Origin of the sequence: Microbacterium sp. K27 (assembly GCF_004794435.1) — a bacterium.
In the GTDB taxonomy this organism is placed as follows: domain Bacteria; phylum Actinomycetota; class Actinomycetes; order Actinomycetales; family Microbacteriaceae; genus Microbacterium; species Microbacterium maritypicum_A.
This window is the reverse complement of the sequence record NZ_SSDK01000040.1, coordinates 59,009-77,587: the sequence shown is the minus strand read 5'-3', so window position 1 is coordinate 77,587 and position 18,579 is coordinate 59,009. Positions and strand designations below refer to the sequence as shown.

Sequence of the window (18,579 nt, the reverse complement as noted above, 5' to 3'; positions counted from 1 at the left end):
CTCAGTGGGCGGTGGCGATGCCGATCGAGTCGTGCACGATCACCGCGGCGACCCGAGCGCCGGCCCCTGCCGCCACGATGAGCTGCTGCGGACCCGGTGCCGCGGCATCCCCTGCGGCATAGAGTCCCGGCACGTCGGTGCGACCGGAGCGGTCGGTGAGCAGGTGCCCGGCATCGTCCGTCGCCGGGGTGATCCCGTCGAGGAAAGCCAGCGTGGTGTCCCACTCGGGGCGCACGAAACCGCCGTCGACGCCGACCGCGGTGCCGTCGGCGAGGCGGATGGCTTCGAGCTGGCCTCGGTCGCCCACGAGCTCGGCGATGGGAGCCCGATGCACGGAGATCCCGACGGCTGCGAGGGCAGCCTCCTCGTCCGGTGTCACGGAGTCTGCGCCGTGGGTGAAGACGGCGAGGTTCTCGGTCCAACGGCCGATGAGTCGCGCGCGATTCGCGAGGTCCGCGGTCTCGCCGATGAGGGCGAGTCGGCGTCCCTGCAGCTCCCACGCATCGCAGGCGGCGCAGCTGAACAGACTCATGCCGTAGTAGCCGCGCAGGTTCGGGACATCCGGGAGCGTCTCGCGCAGACCGGTGGCCAGCAGCGTCGTGCGGGCGGTCACGGTCGCCTCGGTCTCGCGCCGTCCGATGTCCGCCGCGAACCCGCCGGCCGCGGGGCGGAGAGCGGCCACGCGGGTCCGTGATCTCACCTCGACGTTCGGGTAGGCCGCGAGCTCTGCCCTGGCGAGGCGACGCAGTTCTTGAGGCGGGATGCCGTCGCGGGTCAGGAATCCGTGCGATCGCAGCGTGGCCGCGTTGCGGGGACGATCGGCGTCGATCACGAGCACGCGCGCGAGGGCGCGGCCGAGGTTGAGCGCAGCGGAGAGGCCGGCGGGTCCGCCCCCCACGACGAGCACGTCGTAGTCGGCGGGCTCGTCCGCTCTCGGTGTGAGTGATGTCATCCGCGTGGTCCTTCCGAGAAAGGGGCGGATCCATCGCTCGGCGTCTGCCGAGGCGACGCCGCCGGGCGGCCGGTAAGGCGCGCCTTACTTTCATCCTGCCACTGTTCGGCTGACCGGGTCGGTGCCTTCCGGCCCGACCTACCCGCGCCGCACGGGCTGCTGCAGTTCGGTGACCCAGTCGGACTGGTCTTCCGAGACGGCGCGCACGTACAGCTCGCGGCAGGGGCCGTCGTGGACCAGACCGCGGGCGAAGATCTCGGTGTGGATCGCCTGCCAGCTCTCGGCGATGCGATCCATCGAGCCGAGGTGGATGCCGCACACGGCGCCCGCCGCCGCCGGGAGCTCGATGATCTCGAACCCATCCTGTGCGGGGCCGGTGTAGGCGTATCCGGCGATGACCTGCAGGCCGTCGTCGAGCGTCTCGTACTCGGCGATCGGGGTGGACAGGGAGTGCTGGTCTCCGATGATCTCCGCCACCGCGTCGAACGCGGGTCCGACCACCCTCGCGACCGCCGGCTGATCGGCGACGATCGTGCGGATGGCCGCGAGGCGGACGGCGGGGAGGGGCTTGTCGACGATCTCGATCTGAGACATGTGATTCTCTCTTTCGATGAGGTGGAGGCGCCTCTCCACGTCGACGAGTCTCTCCGCGGCGATCCGATGCTCCTGCTCGACCTCTGCGCGACGGATCCGCAGCAGGGCGGCGATGCGCTCGGCATCGACACCCCGTTCGAGGATCGTCGAGATGTCGTCGAGCCCGAAACCCAGCTGGCGCAGGGCGACGATCCGATGCAGCCGTTCCAGCTGCGAGGGATCGTAGGAGCGGTAGCCGCTGAACTCGTCCACATGGGCGGGCACGAGCAGGCCGGCGGTGTCCCAATGCCGGAGCATCCGATGGGTCACCTGGCCGACCTGCGCGAACGCTCCGATGGACAACATGTCTCAGTTCTCCCGTCTGCCACTGTGTCAGGGTCAAGTATCACGTCAGGGGAGGGGCGGGCGCGGATGCGGTCTCTCCTGACGCCGCATTCTCCGGCTCCGGACCGCATTCCGATATATCGTTTTCAGGCGCTGATCGGGGCCTTTGAATGTCGGTGGTCCCTGGTTCAGTGAAGGCATGACGGCACTGGCGGATGCGACTCTCGAGCAGGTGGGGGCGCTCGCCGCGCTCACCGAGATGCTCGTCGAGGTCGAGCGCACGATCAGCAGTCTGCAGGCCGCGCGCGACGGCATCCTCGCAGTGGGCTCGCGGCTCGCGCTCGACGTCGCCGCGCAGGCGGAGCATCCCGATCATGGGGAGATGACGGCGCGCACCGTGGCCGCGGAGTTCGCCGCGGCGCTGCGTGTGAGCGATCGGACCGTCCAGCGCCGGATGGCGGATGCGGCGTGGGTCGTGGAGCGCTTCCCGATGGTCTGGGAAGCGCAGGGCGTCGGTCGCATCAGTGCTGCGCACGCCCGGGTCGTGTGCGAGGCCGGCGAGCACCTCGACGACCCGATGAGTCGCGATGCCTACGCGACGCAGATGATCGCCTTCGCCGAGACCGAGGCTCCGGCGCGAGTGGGCCGGATGGCACGGCGGGTGGCCGAGCGGTTCCAGGCGCGATCGATGGCGGAGCGGCACCTCGACGCGAGGGAGAAGAGGGCCGTGTGGGTGAAAGACGTCGGGGATGGGATGACGCAGCTCGGGCTGCTCGGTCCCTCCGCGCTGGTCCACGGTGTCTTCGAGCGGCTGACGCAGATGGACACGGCCGTTCGCGAGCTCGAATCCCCGGGGGTCGACGCTCACGAGTCCGAATCTCCGGAGCCGGACCGGCGCTCTATCGCGCAACGCCGCGCCGATCTCGCCCTCGACCTGCTCCTGACAGGCGCTCCGGCCGGCCACGACGCGCACGAGGGGCTTCTCGCGGCGATCCGCGGATCGGTGTCGGTCACCGTTCCCGTCACGACGCTGATCGGAGACGATGCGACGCCGGCTGAGCTGAACGGCCGCACCCCGATCGATCCCGCGACCGCCCGCCGTCTCGCCGGTGCGGCATCCGGGTGGGACCGGATCCTCACGCACCCGATCTCCGGAGCGCTCCTCGCGGTCGACCGTTATCGTCCGAGTTCCGACCTGAAACGGCATCTGAGCGCCAGGGATCAGCGCTGTCGATTCCCCGCGTGTGGGTACGCGGCCGTCGACTGCGACATCGATCACCATCAGGATGCCGCGCTCGGGGGCTCCACTGACGAGTCGAACCTCGGCCACCTGTGCCGACGCCACCACGTGCTCAAACATCACTCGCCGTGGGCGGTCGAGTCTCTGGGGGCGGGGCTCTATGCGTGGACGAGCCCGACCGGCAAGGTCTACATCGACCGGCCACCGCCGCAGAACACGGTCACCTTCGTCGACGACCCGGTCGTGCCGCCGTTCTGAGCGAGGGGTGCCACCGGCGGGAACGTGCACGGGAGGGCCTCGGTTAAAAGTTGAGCCCGTTCATATCAAGTTCATTTGACACTCGAGCGACCTCTCGTTACACTTGAGTCATCGCGACTCAGGTTTTCCTGATCGCCGCAGATTTCCGAACCACAACGAACTTCCAACAAAGGAGAGAACACATGGCACGTGCTGTCGGTATCGACCTCGGAACCACCAACTCCGTCGTCAGCGTCCTCGAGGGTGGCGAGCCCAAGGTCATCGCCAACGCCGAGGGCTTCCGCACGACCCCCTCGGTCGTGGCCTTCACCAAGGACGGGGAGGTGCTCGTCGGTGAGACCGCGAAGCGCCAGGCCGTCACCAACGTCGACCGGACGATCGCTTCCGTCAAGCGCCACATGGGCACCGACTGGAGCTTCGACGTCGACGGCAAGAAGTGGACGCCGCAGGAGATCTCCGCGCGCATCCTCATGAAGCTCAAGCGCGACGCCGAGGCGTACCTGGGCGACACGGTGACCGACGCGGTCATCACCGTCCCCGCGTACTTCAACGACGCCGAGCGTCAGGCCACCAAGGAGGCCGGCGAGATCTCGGGCCTCAACGTCCTGCGCATCATCAACGAGCCGACCGCGGCCGCGCTGGCCTACGGCCTCGACAAGGGCAAGGAAGACGAGCTCATCCTGGTCTTCGACCTGGGTGGTGGAACGTTCGACGTCTCGCTGCTCGAAGTGGGCAAGGACGACGACTTCTCCACGATCCAGGTGCGCGCCACCGCCGGCGACAACCGCCTCGGTGGAGACGACTGGGACCAGCGTCTCGTCGACTACCTGATCAAGCAGTTCAAGGAGACCACGGGCGTCGACGTCTCGGGTGACAAGATCGCCCTGCAGCGCCTCAAGGAGGCCGCGGAGCAGGCGAAGAAGGAACTCTCCTCCTCCACGTCGACCAGCATCAACCTGCCGTACCTGTCGCTGACCGACTCCGGCCCGGTGTCGCTGTCCGAGACCATCACCCGCGCGAAGTTCGAGGACCTCACGAAGGACCTGCTCGACCGCACCAAGAAGCCGTTCGAGGACGTCATCCGCGAAGCCGGCATCAAGGTGTCCGAGATCGACCACATCGTGCTCGTGGGTGGATCGACGCGTATGCCTGCGGTCGCCGAGCTCGTCAAGCGCGAGACCGGCAAGGACGCGAACAAGGGCGTCAACCCGGACGAGGTCGTCGCCGTCGGCGCGGCTCTCCAGGCCGGTGTCCTCAAGGGTGAGCGCAAGGACGTTCTCCTCATCGACGTCACCCCGCTGAGCCTCGGCATCGAGACCAAGGGCGGCATGATGACCAAGCTCATCGAGCGCAACACGGCCATTCCGACCAAGCGCAGCGAGACCTTCACCACGGCAGACGACAACCAGCCGTCCGTCGCGATCCAGGTCTTCCAGGGCGAGCGTGACTTCACGCGCGACAACAAGCCGCTCGGCACGTTCGAGCTGACGGGTATCGCACCGGCGCCCCGTGGCATCCCGCAGATCGAGGTCACCTTCGACATCGACGCCAACGGCATCGTGCACGTGTCCGCCAAGGACAAGGGCACCGGTACCGAGAAGTCGATCGTCATCTCCGGCGGCTCGTCGCTGTCGAAGGAAGACATCGAGCGCATGGTGCGCGAGGCTGAGGAGCACGCAGCGGAGGACAAGGCGCGCCGTGAGGCCGCCGAGGTCCGCAACCAGGCCGAGACCCTCGCGTACTCGATCGACAAGCTGATCACCGAGAACGACGACAAGCTGCCCGAAGACGTGAAGACCGAGGTCAAGGCCGACGTCGACGCGCTCAAGACGGCGCTGGCCGGCGAAGACGACGAGGCTGTGAAGACCGCGTTCGACAAGCTCAACCAGTCGCAGTCCAAGCTCGGCGAGGCCATCTACGCCTCCTCGCAGGCGGATGCCGCTGCCGGCGCTTCGGCTGACGGCGAGGCCCCGACCGGTGACGCTCCCTCCTCCGATGAGGACGTCATCGATGCCGAGGTCGTCGACGACGAGGACGAGAAGAAGTAATCATGACGGACAAGAACTTCGACGAGAACCAGTTTCCTGAGTCCGCCGAAGGTCGCAGCGAGGGGTCGGATGCTCAGGCATCCGGCCCCGCGCCGCACCACCAGGACTCCCGTGAAGCGGCAGCCGCCGAGGGGTCGGACGAGACCCCCGTCGACGGTGCGCCGGACGACCTCACGGTCGACGACATCCTCGGCGCCACGCAGACCGGCGAGGCCGCGGCGGAAGACGCCGTGCTCGCCGACCTCGAATCCACACTGCTGAACGACCTCAAGCGCCTCCAGGCCGAGTACGCCAACTATCGTCGCCGCACCGAGGAGCAGCGCCAGGTCGAGAGCGAGCGCGCGAAGGGCGAGGCCGCCAAGGGTCTCATCCCCGTGCTCGACGACCTCGACCGCGCCGCCCAGCACGGCGATCTCGTGGAGGGGACTCCCTTCGCCGTGATCGCCGACAAGGTGCGGCTGGTCGTGGAGCGTCTCGGAGTGGTCGCGTACGGCGAGAAGGGCGAGGAATTCGACCCCCAGCGTCACGAGGCCATCTTCCAGCAGCCGACTCCCGGCGCCGAGAAGACCACCGTGCTGGAGGTCGTCGAGGTGGGCTACCGCCTCGGTGATGTCGAGCTGCGCCCCGCGAAGGTCGTCGTCGCCGTCCCGGAAGGGTAGGTGATCGATGGCCAGCCAGGATTGGTTCGACAAGGACTTCTACAAGACCCTCGGGGTCTCCAAGGACGTCAGCGATGCGGACCTGAAGAAGACGTATCGCAAGCTCGCGCGCAAGTATCACCCGGACTCCAATCAGGGTGATGCCAAGGCCGAGGCGAAGTTCAAGGAGATCAGCGAGGCCTACTCGGTGCTCTCCGACGCCGAACAGCGCAAGGAATACGACGAGATCCGCGCCATGGGCTCCGGCGCTCGCTTCACGGCGGGCGGCCAGGGCGCAGGCGGCTTCGAAGACGTGTTCAGCCGTTTCGGACAGCAGGGCCGCGGGCAGACCGCCGACTTCGAGGACATCTTCGCGATGTTCAACCAGGGGCAGGGCGCGAGCTTCGGCAACGGTCGCTTCGGTCAGCCGAGTGGCGGTTACCGCGGCTTCGGTGGTCCGCAGCGCGGTGCCGACGTCACGGCCCGCACCACGCTCGACTTCATCACCGCCGTGCAGGGCGAGACCATCTCGCTGCAGGGCGAAGACGGCAAGCCGTTCAAGGTGAAGATCCCTGCGGGTGTCGCCGACGGCCAGAAGATCCGTCTGCGCGGGCGCGGTCGTCCCTCGCCCGATGGCGGAGAGAGCGGCGACATCGTGGTGCAGATCGCGGTGCGCCCGCATCCGGTCTTCACCCGCGACGGTCTCAACCTGCGAGTCGTCGTCCCGGTGACGTTCACCGAGGCCACTCTCGGGGCGACCATCGAGGTGCCCACCCTCGGCGGCGACGTGGTGAAACTCCGCGTCGCACCCGGCACCCCCTCCGGGCGGGTGCTGCGGGTCAAGGGCCGCGGTGTCACCACCTCGAAGGGCACGGGCGACCTGCTCGCCGAGCTTCAGGTCGCGGTGCCCACGCACCTCGATGAGGCCGCACGCGAAGCGCTGGAGAAGTTCCAGGAACTCGAGCCCACGGAGAACCCGCGGGCCGAGCTGATGGCGAAGGCGCGGCGATGACCGGTCGTCGAAGCGGACACCGGGGGCGGAGGCGTTCATGATGAATGCCGACACCCCGGTGTTCGCGATCGCCGCCGCCGCCGAACTCTCCGGCCTCCATCCGCAGACCCTGCGGCAGTACGACCGCATCGGCCTCGTCGTCCCCGGGCGCACCTCAGGGGGCTCGCGCCGCTACTCGACACGCAACATCGAGCAGTTGCGCGAGGTCGCTCAGCTCTCCTCCGAAGGGGTGAGCCTTCCCGCGATCGCTCGTCTGCTCGACCTGGAAGACGAGAACAGGGCGCTGCGTAATCGAATCACCGTGCTCGAGAGCGCGCTGCGCACCGAGCGCGAGAGCCGTCCGGGCGTGCGCGTGTTCGCCGCCGGGTCCGCGGGCGTCGTGCCCATGCCGACCGGTCGCCGCCTTCGGCGCTCGACCGAGGTCGTGCTCTGGGACCCGCGCGGGAGCGCCTAGGTCACTCGCGATGGGCGGTGTGTATCCTGTCAACAGTTAACAGGAGGTCACCATGACGCAGACCGTCACGCGCGGAGAATCCCTCGGCGCCCAGGTGGCGCGGGTGCTCCGCCAGCGCATCGTGCGCGGCGAACTCGCCCCGGGCGCACGCATCACCGAAGAAGCGCTCGCCGAGGAGTTCTCGGTCAGTCGGGGACCGGTGCGCGATGCCCTGACGCAGCTGAGCTTCGAGAAGCTCGTCGAGGTGCAACGTCCGCGTGGGGTCTACATCGTCGGACTCACCCGCGACGACGTCGATCAGCTGTACAGCCTGCGGGGCGCTCTCGAACAGCTCGCCCTCTCTCGAGCGATGCGCGTCGACGACGACGAGCGCTGGGAGGCCATATCCGCCGCCGTCGCGCGGATGGCCGAAGCCGCCGATGCCGGAGACCACGCGGCGTTCGTCACCGCCGACCTCGAGTTCCACTCGCAGATCTACGCGCTCGCCGATCACCCGCGCCTCGAGGGGGCGTGGAACCAGTACCTGCCGACGTTCACGGCGCTGCTCGAGGTCACGATCAATCATGACGAGGATCTCCATGAGTCGTCAGACGATCATGTGAAGCTGCTCGAGGTCATGCGCACCGGTACCCAGGAAGCTGCTGCCGAGGTGTTGAGCGCCCACCTCGACGGTGCACGCGAGCGCATGCTGCACGAGGTGGGCGGACGCTGACCGTCAGATCGACGGATCGTTCGGATGCACCTGCAGCCGACGCACCAGCCCCCAGGTGTTGCCGCGGGCTGTCGCCGAATGGCTGAACTCGTCGAGAGCGGCCTGCGCCAGAGCAAGACCGCGTCCGTTCTCGCTCGCCTGCTCGGGCATCACGACGCCGTCCCAGTCGATCGTCGCCGGTTCCGCCGAGTCGACGACCTCAGCGTGCAGCGCACCGTCGGAAGCGCGCACATCCACGCTCATCGTCACGTCGATGCCCCGGCTGTGCTGTGCGATGTTGGTCGCGACTTCGCTGAGCGCGAGCGTGAAGAGGGTGCGGTCTTCGGCGGGGACGCCGGGCGCGCGTATCCAGAGCCGGTCGAGCTCATCCAGGACGCGGTCGACGAGGGCGAGTTCTGCCCGCCCGTCGATGTGAAAGCCCGGCGGTTCAGCTGCCATCGAACGCCGATTCCGGCGTGGGGTAGTCGCGAAGCACGCGATCGAGGTTGGTGAGGTGCAGGACCGTCTTCACCGCGTCGGGCACGGCGGCGATCCGCAGGTCTCCGCCTGCGACCCGGGCGCTCTTGAGGCCTCCGACGAGGGCGCCGAGTCCGGAGGAATCGACGAATTCCGTGCCACGCAGATCGATCGCGATGCGGGGCTGTCCTGCGGTGACGAGGTCGCTCACCGCGTTTCGCAGCAGCGGCGCGCCCGAAGCGGTCAGCCGCCCCGTGATCGCGATCACGGCATAGCCATCCCTGTTCTCAGTGCTGACGTTCATTCGACTCCTTCTCGAGGGCGCGGGCGGCCGGTCCGCGGTAGCGGGCGGCCTGGATGATGACGCTGAGCACGACCAGGTCGTACAGCACCCAAGCCGTGTTCACGATCGTGCCGGTGCCGTCGGCGGTTCCGATGATCACGCGGGTGATGCCGATGATGAGGGCGAGCGCGAGCATCGCCATCGCGGTGAGCTGGGGCCAGATCTGCCCCCAGGGGATGCCGCGGGGGTCGCGGCCGTCCTTCCGCGTGACGGCGAAGGAAAGCGGGCGGCCGAGTGCGACGTTGGCGAATGCCGTCCAGCAGGCACGGATCCATACCGGGAACAGTGCGAGCGAGTACTGCTGCCCCCTCCAGGTGCGCACGCCCTTCGCGACCACGAGGAACAGCGCCTGATTCACGAGGAAGTACGGCAGGAAGCGGGCGAAGAAATCCAACGACCAGGCGGTGACCGGAAGCACACCCCACACCAGGTAGACGACCGGGGCCACGAGATAGACGATCGCGGCGAATCCCGACAGGTACGTCCACATCGTGGAGAAGTACATCAGCCGCTGTCCGGCCGAGAGGCCCCGTTTGACGAGCGGGTTGTCCCGCAGCATCACCTGCAGAGTGCCCTGCGCCCAGCGCAGTCGCTGCGTCAGCATCGTGCGGAGGTCTTCGGGAGCGAGACCGTGCGCCAGGATCTCGTGGTGGTACACGCTCTTCCAGCCGAGGGCGTGCAGCTGCATGGCCGTGGCCATGTCCTCGGTGACCGAGATCGTCGCGAGGGGGAGGATGGGCTGTGCCTCGTCGCCACGGTCCAACCGCAACGCGTCCAGCAGACCCCGCACAGCGGCGACGGCGGTGACCGGGGAGAGGTCGGAGGCGGCGAGGGCATCGAGGCCGGCCTCGTCGACGATCACCGCGCCCAGCTCGGCGTCCTGCTGCAGCGGAAGGGCGCCTATCTCCGCCAGGTCAGCCCTGATGCCGTCCATATCGTGCGCGATGAGGATGCGTGAGGCATGGTCGACCGACTCGCGCACCCGCGCGGCGACATCGGCGACCGATTCTCCGGCCGCGAGTTCCTTCCGTCCGCGGCTGATCGCGATGCGCAGCGCCGACAGCTCCGTCGCCAGGGCGGAATCCGCTGCGGTCTGCGCCTCCCGCGCGATCAGGGTCTCGGCGGCCTTGAGTGCCCGGGAGGCCGAGTCGGTGACGTCGCGCACATACCCCACGATCCCGAGTCGCATCAGGGCTTCGCGTCGCAGCACGGCGTTCGAGCCGCAGAAGAAGGCGGCGTTCCATCCGTCCTTGCCCTGCTGGATCGGACCGTAGAACAGCGGCGCCTGGCTGCCCAGCGGATCGGCGTCATCGACGTTCACGAACCACTGCGGCGTCTGCACGAGGGCGACCTCCTCGTCGTCCGCGAAGTATCCGAGCGTGCGATGGAGGATCAGTGGATCGGGAACCTGATCGGCGTCGAGGATGAGGAGGAACTCGCCGTCGGTCTGGAACAGTGCGCTGTTCAGGTTGCCGGCCTTGGCATGCCGCGGCTTTCCCGTCCACTCCTCCGAGCGCGTGAGGTAGCCGACCCCCGCCGCTCGGGCTTCGGCCTCCAACTCGGGGCGCGAGCCGTCGTCGAGGATCCAGGTCGAGTGGGGGTAGGCGATGTTCTTCGCCGCGCGGGCGGTGGTCATCACCAGAGCCACCGGTTCGTCGTACGTCGTTATGAACACGTCGACTGTCCCCTGCGGCGGCGAGACGGGGGCCGGCCGCTCGCGTGCGCGCCACATCGTGAGGCAGAACAGGAACGTGTCGATCAGGCTGTAGGTCTCGGCGATCACGAGGGGCACGGCGATCCACCACGCCGACCAGTTGACCGATTCGAGCCAGCGCCATGCCACGTAGTTGACACCCAGCAGCACGGAGAGCAGGGCGAGGATGCGGATCGCCGCGAACCGGGCGGTCATGCGTCCCTCCGCACCACCACGACGGTGATGTCGTCCGTCGCACGATCGTCGGCGGCGAGTCGCAGCGCCTCGCGCACCGCACCCTCCGGGCCGAGCGCTCGGAGCACGCGCTGCACATGGGCGAAGGGATCGTCGGCGTCGAGCACATCCAGCAGTCCGTCGCTGCAGCAGATGAACGTGTCGCCGGGTTCGAGCCTCGTGGTCATCGGGACGCGGGCATCGACGACGCCCATGCCCATCCCGAGCGGGAGGTTCTTGGAGCGCAGGTGCGTCCAGGAACCGTCGGCCCGGATCACGAAGGCGAGGTTGTGCCCGGCGTCGATCACGTCCAGATCCCCGCTCTCGGGTCGCAGCTCGGCGACCATGGCGGTGACGAACATCGCCGTGTCGGCGAGGTCCTCTTCGAGCAGACGATCGACGTCGGCCACGGAGACGGAGAGCGAGCGCTCGGGCGCCGTCCGCAACGACGCTCGCACGGTCGCGGCGACGAGTGCGGGGCCGGTGCCCTTGCCCATCGCGTCGGCCACCGTGATGCGCAGCGCCCCTCCGTGCGTCGAGAAGTCGTAGTAGTCGCCCGCGAGCATGCCGCGCGGGGCGGCACCCGCAGCGATCGTGTAACCATCGAGCTCGGGGTTCGAGCGTGGTCGCAGCGCGCGCTGGAGAACAGCCGCGTGGTCGATGTCCTGGTCCTGGGCGAGCTCGGTCTGCACCCAGAACGCCAGGTCGCGCAGCAGGTCGCGCTGCGCTTCGGTGAAGGTGTGGGGCTCGGTGTCGAGCACGCACAGGGTGCCGACGGGCTCGCCGCCGGGCGCGTGCAGCGGGTGGCCGGCATAGAAACGCAGGTGCGGGTCCCCGGTGACGAACGGGTTGTCGGCGAAGACATCGGTGATGAGGGCATCTTCGACCACCACGGTCGCGTCCTGCGACACCGTGTAGTCGCAGAAGGAGTCCTGCCGGGGGGCTTCGTTCCCGCCCAGCCCGATCTGCGCCTTGCGCCATTGCCGATCACGGTCGATCAGCGAGACGCTGACCATCGGCACGCCGAACATCTCCTTCGCCAGCCGTGCCACCCGGTCCACGCGCTCGTCCGGTGGTGTGTCAAGGATCCCCAGTTCCTCGAGCGCTGCCTGTCGCCGTCGCTCGTCGAACATGTGCTCCGCCCCTCCTACGGTCGCCTTCGGCCATCCTAGAAGGAACGCATCGCCGGCGGGACGCCATTCGCGCATCTGCCAGTGTTGACTGTTAACAGTCAACACTGCTACGGTCGGGGAGTCGACAACAGGGTCGACCCACGTAGAGGAGCAAAGATGCCCCGCAAGCGCATCACCCGGGCGGCCGCCGCGATCGCCGCCCTCGCAGCCACCGCTCTCATCGTCTCGGCCTGCACCAAGGTCGAGGAGGGCGAGGAAGCCGGATCGGCGTTCCCCGAGAACGACATCCGACTCATCATCCAGGCCAACCCCGGCGGAGGGTCCGACCTCTCGTCGCGCGCGCTGGCCACCGAGCTGGAGAAGATCCTCGGCGTCAGCGTCATCCCGGAGAACATGCCCGGTGCCGCCGGAGCGCTGGCCATGGAGTACGTGGGCGCGCAGGATCCCGACGGGTATGTCATCGGATTCGCGCCGGTCGAGATCGCGATGCTCAACACCACGCAGAGTGCGAACGTGCTGCCGGACGACTTCGACCTGCTCGGCCAGATCATGCTCGCTCCCGGCGTGGTCACGGTCGGCGCGAACAGCGGTATCGAGACGCTGGAAGACCTCGTCTCTCAGGCGAAGGCGGGTGCCGTGACGGTCGCCAACTCCGGCGCCGGCTCCATCTGGGAGGCCGCCACCATCGGGCTCGGCGACGCGACGGACGCCGACTTCACCCCGGTGCCGTACGACGGAGGAGCGACAGCCGTCGCAGCAGCGGCATCGGGTGAGACCGTCGCCGCCGTCTCCGGCCTCGGCGAAGCCCTGGCGCAGGGTGAGGCCGTGCGCATCCTGGCTGTCATGAACGACGTGCGCCACCCCGACGCGGAAGACGTCGAGACGGTCGAAGAGGCCATCGGCGAAGACGTGATCTTCGGTGGCTGGGGCGGCATCTACGCACCCAAGGGTCTCCCTGACGACGTCAAGACCACGCTCGAAGCCGCCGTGAAGGAAGCCGTCGAGTCCGACAGCTACCAGAAGTTCCAGGCCGATGCCGGAAACCTGGTCGTGTACCGCGACTCCGCCGAGTGGACCACCTTCGTCGACGAGCAGTTCGACCTCTTCAAGGACCTCCTGGGCTGAGAAGACCGGGTCGCCGATGCTGCGGGGCCGGGCTCATCACCGGCTCCGCAGCACCCACCCTCACTTCTCGGATCAGGAAAGGAGCACCATGTCGACCTCCGCATCGGACGGGTCTGCAACGCACGTCTCCGTCGCCGCCACGGACGACGGGTACCAGGGCGCCTCCGCCTCGCGTCCCCTCGAGATCGTGTTCGCGGTCGTCGCCCTCGGGTTCACCGCCGGCTACCTCTTCCTCGCAACGCAGATCCCGCTGCGCCGCGAGGCCGCCCCCGGGCAGATCGACGCCCGCTTCTGGCCCCTCGTCATCGGGGTCACCGGCGTCGTCATCGCCATCGCGCTGCTCGCGGTCGCGATCACCCGTCCGGCCCCCACCCGTGAAGACCTCGAGCGCATCCAGCCAGGAGGCTACCTGCGCGTGATCGCCACCCTCGCGATCACCGGCACCTTCATCGCGCTGTGGTCGCTGGGTTCGGTCATCCTGTTCGGCTACCGCATCGAGGTCTTCCCGATCGCCGCCGCTCTGCTGATGGCCGCCCTCATGCTTCTCTACGGCCACCGCCGCTGGCTGAGCCTCGTCATCTACTCCGCCTCCGTCACGGCGTTCGTCTACGTCGTGTTCGGGATGCTCCTGAGGATCCCCCTGTGAACGCGCTCATGGAGGGGCTGAACTCGCTCCTCGACATCTCGATCCTGCTCTACATGCTCGTCGGCCTCGTGCTCGGGTTCATGGTCGGAGCGTTCCCCGGCATCACCGCGACCATGGCCGTCGCCCTCGCCGCCGGCTTCACGATGACCCTCGAGCCCGTGCAGGGTCTCGCCGTGCTGCTGACGATCTACGTCGCGGCGAACTTCGGCGACCGGGTGCCGTCCATCCTGATCAACACCCCGGGCACGCCCGCGTCCATCGCCACCACCCTCGACGGGTATCCGATGGCGAAGCAGGGAAGGGCGGGGCTCGCGCTCACCGTCTCGGCGATCGTCTCGGCGGTCGGCATCCTCGCCTCACTCGTGCTCTTCGCGGTCGCCGCCGTGCCGATCGCCAGCTTCGCCCGCGACTACTTCAAGTCGCCCGAGCTGTTCGCGCTCGTGGTCTTCGGCATCGCGATCATGATCGGCATCTCGTCGAAGTCGATGCTCAAGGGCATTCTCGCCGGACTCTTCGGCCTCATGCTCGGCAGCGTCGGCACGTACGCGGCCACCGCCGACCAGCGCTTCACCTTCGGGGTGCTCGAACTCGTCGAGGGTGTCAACTTCATCGCCGTGATCATCGGACTCTTCGGCATCGCCGAGCTGTTCGACCAGCTGCTCACGCATCGGAAGTCGGCCGTGCGCCCGATCTCGAGTCTCGGCCGCTGGTGGCCGAACCGCGCCGAACTGAAGCAGAGCGGGCGCGCGACCGCGGTCGGCGGCGCCGTCGGACTCGGTGTCGGGCTCATCCCCGCGGCCGGTGGGGACATCGCCGGACTCATCGGGTGGGAGCGGGCACGCAAGGCGTCGAAGCACCCCGAGATGTTCGGCAAGGGATCGATCGAGGGTGTCGCCGCCTCCGACACCGCCTCCAGCGCCACCCTCGGCGGCTCCCTCACAACGACCATGGCCCTCGGCATCCCCGGTGACTCGGTGATGGCCGTGATGATCGGCTCGATGATCGTCTGGGGCATCACCCCCGGTCCCACACTCTTCACCAACCGCCCCGACCTGGTCGTCTCGATCGTGGGCATCATGCTGATCGCGACGATCCTCTCTCTCGCGCTCAGCCTGGTGCGCATGAAGGGCATGGTGAAGCTGCTCGACGTGCCACAGCCGTATCTGTGGAGCGGCATCCTGATCTTCTGCATCATCGGCACCTACGCCACCTCGAACAGCCTGTCGACGGTCGTGACGATGCTCGTCTTCGGTGTGATCGGCGTGCTGCTCAAGCGCATGCAGGTGCCGGCCGGTCCGGTCGTGCTCGGCCTCCTGCTCGGACCGCTCGCCGAGGAGAACCTCGCCCGCACGCTGGCGATCCTCCCCACGCGTCCGTTCTTCGAGGTGGTCAGCCCCATCGCGCTCGTGCTGCTCGCCCTGGCCGTGCTCTCGATCGTGATGCCGGCCATCCGCGCCGCCCGGAGGCCCCGTGCCGAGCGCGCCTCGCTCGCGGACTCGATCCTGCACGACGACAGCATCCAGCAGATCGAGAAGGCACACGACGAGCTCGCCGCCCAGCCCGATCTGCTCACCTCCACCGTCCGCAACGCCGACACCTCAGGGCGTCGTGCCCGCAAGACCCGCAAGAACTCCGAGGAGACCGAGAAGTGACCCGCTATGACATCCTGACCGCCGTGCCCACCGCGTTCCACCGCGACGGCACCCTCGACATCGAGGGCTCGCGTGCGATCTTCCGGTTCGTCGCCGACTCGGGGAACGAGGGAGCGTTCGTGCTCGGCACTACGGGGGAGTTCCCCGCCGTGGACGCCGACGAGTTCGCGGCCATCGTGGAAGCGGCGTTGGCCGAGCTGCAGGAGCGCATGCGCGTGGTCGTGCACGTCGGTCGCCCCAGCACCTTCGAGGCCGTGCGGCTGACCCGTATCGCCCGCCGACTGGGCGCGACCGAGTTCGCCGCGCTGACGCCGTACTACCTGCAGGCCACGGACGACGCGATCTTCGAGTACTACCGCGCGGTGTCGGAGGCCGTCGGGGACGGGCGGCTGTACGTGTACATCTACCCGGCCCGCAGCGGCAACCCGGTGTCGCCGGAGCTCCTCGCGCGTCTCGCACGACTGCCCAACGTCGTGGGCGCCAAGATCAGCGAACTCTCCCTCGACGACATCGCCGCCTACCGTGCCGTCGTGCCCGCCGACTTCGACCTCTACACCGGCGCCGACCGCGACCTGATCGCGGCCGTCGAGGTGGGGGCGCAGGGCGTCGTGTCCGGGGTGTCGTCCGTCACGCCGAAGCCGTTCCGCGCCCTCGCCGACGCCGGGAGGTCCGGGGACGCGGCGGCCATCGTCGCTGCGCAGGCCGCGGTCGACGATGTGGTCGGGCTCATCGGTGGCGACATGGCCCGCATGAAGGAGGCGTACCGCGTGCTCGACGTGGTCGACACGCACTGCCGCATGGCGATCGCCGAGCCGAGTGCCGCCGAGCGCACCGCCGTCGCCGAGGTGGTGGCCGCGCACCGGTGACACGTCACAGGTGACACGGTCACAGGAGATGGAAATGTCGTCTTCCTAGCGTGGAACCAGGGAACGACCCTGCTCCGCGCCTGGCGCGCGGGTGTCCTGCCACGAAGGAAGAACTCCTCATGACGAACACCACAGCCCCCTCCGCCGCACCCTCGCTGGGACTCCTGGTCCTCCGCGTGGTCGTCGGCGCGATCTTCGCCGCACACGGCGCGCAGAAGATCTTCGAGTTCACGCTCCCCGGAACGATCGGCAGCTTCGCAGGCATGGGGATTCCGCTCCCGGAGATCGCCGGCCCTGTCGTCGCCTTCGTCGAGCTCATCGGCGGCATCCTGTTGATCCTCGGCCTCTTCACCCGTCCTGTCGGTCTCCTGCTGGCCATCGACATGATCGTCGCGCTCATCGCCGTGCACCTTCCCGCGGGCCTCTGGGTCGGCGAGGGCGGCTACGAGTTCGTCGCCGTCCTCGGTGCGGCAGCTCTCGCCCTCGCGCTCACAGGCGCCGGGCGTTTCTCCCTGGACGGTGCGTTCCTGCGGGGACGCGCACCGGCCTGGCTGAGCTGAAGAACCTCCGCATCACGACGGATGCCGCGGCCCGAGGGGTCGCGGCATCCGTCGTCTGTGCGGGGTGTGTTGCGGAAGGGAAACCCGCATTCCGCGTCGTTGCGGCCTCCACGCGCACCTCCGCTTTCGTTTTCGACGACAAAGGTATGCGAAAACACAAAAAAGAAAAGACTTTCACTGAGGTTCCCCGTATTCCTGGCGCCAAATACGCAAATAAACCTAAACTGAGCGCATTCGGCATCTCGCCGAGGACTTTTACAGCGAAGTAAGGGGATTGCAGATGAAGCTCAAGAGGAGCCTGGCGGGAGTGGCCACGGTCATCACCGCCCTCGGATTCACCGCCTGCGCCGGCGGCGCAGCGCCGGACGCGTCGGGAAACGCCTCCAGCGACACCATCACGTTCCGCTCGTGGAGCCCGATCGAGCAGACGACCCGTCAGATGATCGAGGCCTTCCAAGCGGAGAACGACGGATCGAAGATCGACGCGACGATCTTCAACTACCCGGAGTACCTCGTCGACCTGCAGAGCCGTGCCAGCTCGAACACGATGCCCGACGTGCTCGGCCTGCAGCCCGGAGCGCTCACCCAGCAGTACCGCGAGAACCTGATGCCTCTGCAGGACTGCGCCGCCGAGACCTGGGGTGACGACTGGCAGAGCAAGTTCTACCCGATCGGCATCGAACAGGCCCGAATGGGCAACCCCGAGGGCGACGACAACTTCTACTCGCTCCCCATCCTCACCCAGACGGTCAACCTCTGGGCCAACTCCGAGATCTTCGACGACGCCGGTCTGAGTGTGCCGAAGACCTGGGACGAGCTCGTGCAGACCACGAAGGACCTGAGCGGTGGCGACGCCGCCCCGTTCCTCCTGCCCGCGAAGGACTCCTGGCTGCGCAACGTCGTCTTCCTGCAGATCGCCAACAACGTCTCGCCCGGAACCGTCTATGAGGCAGAGGCCGGTTCCGTGCAATGGACAGACCCGGCCATCGTGAAGGCGTTCGAGTACTGGGGCAAGCTGTTCTCCGACGGCATCGCCCAGGACGGTGCGATCGGCCTCGACGCCTACCCGTCGGCGGTGAACCAGTTCGAGGCGGGCAACGCCGCCATGATCCCCCTCGGTGCCTGGTGGATCCAGCAGTCCGACCCGACCAAGTCCGACATCCCGCCGCTGTCGGAGGGCATGTCCGGGTACGAGCCGTTCCTGTTCCCGACCATCCCCGGCGGTGCCGCCGAGCCGCAGTTCGTCGGCGGCATCGACGTGAGCCTGGGCATCTCGAAGAACACGGCCAACCCCGACCTCGCCTGCAAGGTGCTCACCGACTTCATCGCCGGCTCCGCCGCGCAGAAGCTCGTCAACACCATGAACGATGTCCCCGCCGTCACCGGTCTCGCTCCGGAGAAGTTCACGAGCGAGAAGCAGGAGCAGATCTGGAACCTGTTCGTCGACGAGTGGCTCCCGCAGGTGAAGTACTCGCGCTACTTCGAGTCGCCCAAGCTCGACCAGGCCGTGGCCGATGCGCTCGCCGCCATCGCGACCGGTGACGCCACTCCGCAGGAGGCAGCGGAATCCGTCCAGGCCGTCCAGGACACCCTGTAGCTCGGGAACCTGTGGCAGCAGTGGAGTTCGTGCAGGGTCCGG

General features: G+C 68.0%; 18 protein-coding genes. 12 read left to right on the top strand and 6 right to left on the bottom strand.

Annotated features, from left to right (window positions below):
- Position 1 precedes the first annotated feature (1 nt).
- Positions 2-952 (bottom strand): NAD(P)/FAD-dependent oxidoreductase, encoded by a 951-nt coding sequence (locus DW307_RS10125; RefSeq protein WP_136024649.1) that lies wholly within the window; start codon positions 950-952, stop codon positions 2-4.
- A gap of 138 nt (positions 953-1,090) precedes the next feature.
- Positions 1,091-1,891 carry a MerR family transcriptional regulator gene (locus tag DW307_RS10120; protein WP_029259354.1) on the bottom strand — a complete coding sequence of 267 codons (801 nt, stop codon included), beginning with the start codon at positions 1,889-1,891 and terminating at the stop codon, positions 1,091-1,093.
- A gap of 178 nt (positions 1,892-2,069) precedes the next feature.
- Between DW307_RS10120 and DW307_RS10115 the strand changes: the two genes are divergently transcribed.
- From DW307_RS10115 to DW307_RS10090, 6 genes are all read left to right on the top strand, one after another.
- Positions 2,070-3,368, top strand: a complete 1,299-nt coding sequence (locus DW307_RS10115) for an HNH endonuclease signature motif containing protein (RefSeq protein ID WP_136024648.1) — start codon at positions 2,070-2,072, stop codon at positions 3,366-3,368.
- 182 nt (positions 3,369-3,550) lie between these two features.
- Positions 3,551-5,416, top strand: a complete 1,866-nt coding sequence (gene dnaK / locus DW307_RS10110; RefSeq protein ID WP_021201687.1) for a molecular chaperone DnaK — start codon at positions 3,551-3,553, stop codon at positions 5,414-5,416.
- Between the two features lie 2 nt (positions 5,417-5,418).
- Positions 5,419-6,075 carry a nucleotide exchange factor GrpE gene (locus DW307_RS10105; RefSeq protein ID WP_021201688.1) on the top strand — a complete coding sequence of 219 codons (657 nt, stop codon included), beginning with the start codon at positions 5,419-5,421 and terminating at the stop codon, positions 6,073-6,075.
- A 7-nt stretch (positions 6,076-6,082) separates the two neighbouring features.
- A complete protein-coding gene (locus tag DW307_RS10100) occupies positions 6,083-7,066 on the top strand; it encodes a DnaJ C-terminal domain-containing protein (protein WP_021201689.1) in 984 nt (327 codons plus the stop codon).
- A 40-nt stretch (positions 7,067-7,106) separates the two neighbouring features.
- The gene (locus DW307_RS10095) at positions 7,107-7,520 is read left to right on the top strand and encodes a heat shock protein transcriptional repressor HspR (protein ID WP_167256169.1); all 414 of its coding nucleotides are present in this window, start codon (positions 7,107-7,109) and stop codon (positions 7,518-7,520) included.
- Between the two features lie 52 nt (positions 7,521-7,572).
- Complete coding sequence (locus DW307_RS10090; RefSeq protein WP_021201691.1) at positions 7,573-8,232, top strand: GntR family transcriptional regulator; 660 nt, start codon at positions 7,573-7,575, stop codon at positions 8,230-8,232.
- A 3-nt stretch (positions 8,233-8,235) separates the two neighbouring features.
- Here DW307_RS10090 and DW307_RS10085 read toward each other — a convergent pair whose 3' ends face one another.
- From DW307_RS10085 to DW307_RS10070, 4 genes are read right to left on the bottom strand one after another with little or no spacing between them, the layout of a single operon-like run.
- Positions 8,236-8,670 (bottom strand): ATP-binding protein, encoded by a 435-nt coding sequence (locus DW307_RS10085; protein ID WP_136024647.1) that lies wholly within the window; start codon positions 8,668-8,670, stop codon positions 8,236-8,238.
- A complete protein-coding gene (locus DW307_RS10080) occupies positions 8,660-8,992 on the bottom strand; it encodes an STAS domain-containing protein (protein ID WP_021201693.1) in 333 nt (110 codons plus the stop codon). The genes DW307_RS10085 and DW307_RS10080 overlap by 11 nt, the downstream gene beginning before the upstream one ends.
- Entirely contained in the window at positions 8,976-10,940 is a 1,965-nt protein-coding gene (locus DW307_RS10075; protein WP_029259350.1) for a glycosyltransferase family 2 protein, read from the bottom strand. The genes DW307_RS10080 and DW307_RS10075 overlap by 17 nt, the downstream gene beginning before the upstream one ends.
- Positions 10,937-12,091, bottom strand: a complete 1,155-nt coding sequence (locus DW307_RS10070; protein ID WP_168441021.1) for a PP2C family protein-serine/threonine phosphatase — start codon at positions 12,089-12,091, stop codon at positions 10,937-10,939. The genes DW307_RS10075 and DW307_RS10070 overlap by 4 nt, the downstream gene beginning before the upstream one ends.
- 156 nt (positions 12,092-12,247) lie before the next feature.
- On the opposite strand from DW307_RS10070, the gene DW307_RS10065 reads away from it, so the two are divergent.
- From DW307_RS10065 to DW307_RS10040, 6 genes are all read left to right on the top strand, one after another.
- Positions 12,248-13,216: a tripartite tricarboxylate transporter substrate binding protein gene (locus DW307_RS10065; RefSeq protein ID WP_021201696.1), complete on the top strand. Its 969-nt coding sequence runs from the start codon at positions 12,248-12,250 to the stop codon at positions 13,214-13,216.
- An 88-nt stretch (positions 13,217-13,304) separates the two neighbouring features.
- The gene (locus DW307_RS10060; RefSeq protein WP_029264776.1) at positions 13,305-13,862 is read left to right on the top strand and encodes a tripartite tricarboxylate transporter TctB family protein; all 558 of its coding nucleotides are present in this window, start codon (positions 13,305-13,307) and stop codon (positions 13,860-13,862) included.
- On the top strand, positions 13,859-15,514 hold the full coding sequence (locus tag DW307_RS10055; protein WP_136024645.1) for a tripartite tricarboxylate transporter permease: 1,656 nt from the start codon (positions 13,859-13,861) through the stop codon (positions 15,512-15,514). The genes DW307_RS10060 and DW307_RS10055 overlap by 4 nt, the downstream gene beginning before the upstream one ends.
- Positions 15,511-16,380, top strand: coding sequence for a dihydrodipicolinate synthase family protein (locus tag DW307_RS10050; RefSeq protein WP_136024644.1), 870 nt, complete (start codon positions 15,511-15,513; stop codon positions 16,378-16,380). Before DW307_RS10055 ends, DW307_RS10050 begins: the two co-directional genes overlap by 4 nt.
- Positions 16,381-16,499: 119 nt before the next feature.
- Positions 16,500-16,940, top strand: coding sequence for a DoxX family protein (locus tag DW307_RS10045; protein WP_136024643.1), 441 nt, complete (start codon positions 16,500-16,502; stop codon positions 16,938-16,940).
- Positions 16,941-17,220: 280 nt separating this feature from the next.
- Positions 17,221-18,537, top strand: coding sequence for an ABC transporter substrate-binding protein (locus DW307_RS10040; protein ID WP_136024642.1), 1,317 nt, complete (start codon positions 17,221-17,223; stop codon positions 18,535-18,537).
- Positions 18,538-18,579: the final 42 nt, after the last annotated feature.

Coding starts and splice junctions, on each gene's coding strand:
- DW307_RS10070 (WP_168441021.1), bottom strand. CDS start 12,091: ATGTTCGACGAGCGACGGCGACAGGCAGCGCTCGAGGAACTGGGGATC.
- DW307_RS10120 (WP_029259354.1), bottom strand. CDS start 1,891: ATGTTGTCCATCGGAGCGTTCGCGCAGGTCGGCCAGGTGACCCATCGG.
- DW307_RS10040 (WP_136024642.1), top strand. CDS start 17,221: ATGAAGCTCAAGAGGAGCCTGGCGGGAGTGGCCACGGTCATCACCGCC.
- DW307_RS10125 (WP_136024649.1), bottom strand. CDS start 952: ATGACATCACTCACACCGAGAGCGGACGAGCCCGCCGACTACGACGTG.
- dnaK (WP_021201687.1), top strand. CDS start 3,551: ATGGCACGTGCTGTCGGTATCGACCTCGGAACCACCAACTCCGTCGTC.
- DW307_RS10085 (WP_136024647.1), bottom strand. CDS start 8,670: ATGGCAGCTGAACCGCCGGGCTTTCACATCGACGGGCGGGCAGAACTC.
- DW307_RS10045 (WP_136024643.1), top strand. CDS start 16,500: ATGACGAACACCACAGCCCCCTCCGCCGCACCCTCGCTGGGACTCCTG.
- DW307_RS10075 (WP_029259350.1), bottom strand. CDS start 10,940: ATGACCGCCCGGTTCGCGGCGATCCGCATCCTCGCCCTGCTCTCCGTG.
- DW307_RS10115 (WP_136024648.1), top strand. CDS start 2,070: ATGACGGCACTGGCGGATGCGACTCTCGAGCAGGTGGGGGCGCTCGCC.
- DW307_RS10080 (WP_021201693.1), bottom strand. CDS start 8,992: ATGAACGTCAGCACTGAGAACAGGGATGGCTATGCCGTGATCGCGATC.
- DW307_RS10090 (WP_021201691.1), top strand. CDS start 7,573: ATGACGCAGACCGTCACGCGCGGAGAATCCCTCGGCGCCCAGGTGGCG.
- DW307_RS10095 (WP_167256169.1), top strand. CDS start 7,107: ATGAATGCCGACACCCCGGTGTTCGCGATCGCCGCCGCCGCCGAACTC.
- DW307_RS10100 (WP_021201689.1), top strand. CDS start 6,083: ATGGCCAGCCAGGATTGGTTCGACAAGGACTTCTACAAGACCCTCGGG.
- DW307_RS10060 (WP_029264776.1), top strand. CDS start 13,305: ATGTCGACCTCCGCATCGGACGGGTCTGCAACGCACGTCTCCGTCGCC.
- DW307_RS10065 (WP_021201696.1), top strand. CDS start 12,248: ATGCCCCGCAAGCGCATCACCCGGGCGGCCGCCGCGATCGCCGCCCTC.
- DW307_RS10105 (WP_021201688.1), top strand. CDS start 5,419: ATGACGGACAAGAACTTCGACGAGAACCAGTTTCCTGAGTCCGCCGAA.